General features: G+C 62.0%; 1 protein-coding gene. It reads right to left on the reverse strand.

All coding sequences use genetic code 11. The annotated features are described in order from the left end of the window. Nucleotides 1-77 precede the first annotated feature (77 nt). Nucleotides 78-362, reverse strand: coding sequence for a GNAT family N-acetyltransferase (locus tag ASG87_RS19390; RefSeq protein WP_235499616.1), 285 nt, complete (start codon nucleotides 360-362; stop codon nucleotides 78-80). Nucleotides 363-484: the final 122 nt, after the last annotated feature.

Genomic DNA, 484 nt, shown 5'->3' on the forward strand with positions numbered 1-484 from the left:
CGTCAGCCAAGACTGCCAGATGTTCTCCTTTCAAATGACGTCGCGTGAGGGGAAGGCTACGTATCAGCACCATCGGGTCAAGTGGCGAGGCATCGGCCGAGTCGTTCGTAGAACGCCTTGGCGTCAGCCGAAAGCGCATGCACGAGTAGGCCACGCACGCCAATCGCGTCAGCGGCCTGGAGGACGCGACGGCCGGCATCTTGCACCAAGGCGCGGCCGAGGCCTTTACCTTGTTGCGATTGGTCTACCGCGAGACGGCCGAGCGCCACCACGGGAATCGGCTCCGGCATGTTGCGCCGGAACCGGCCCGGTGCGGCATCCACCGACACGGCACTGGATGCCAACGCGTAGTAGGCCAGCACGCGGGTGCCTTCGCAGGTGACGAACGTGCGAGATGCGCTGCTACTCTGATTCTTCAGAGCCTGTTCACGATCTTTCGCGAGTGTTGCACACTAGTGGAATGCGCAAGAAGACGTATCCAAGT

It is taken from the genome of Frateuria sp. Soil773 (assembly GCF_001428405.1).
Classification (GTDB): Bacteria; Pseudomonadota; Gammaproteobacteria; order Xanthomonadales; family Rhodanobacteraceae; genus LMSL01.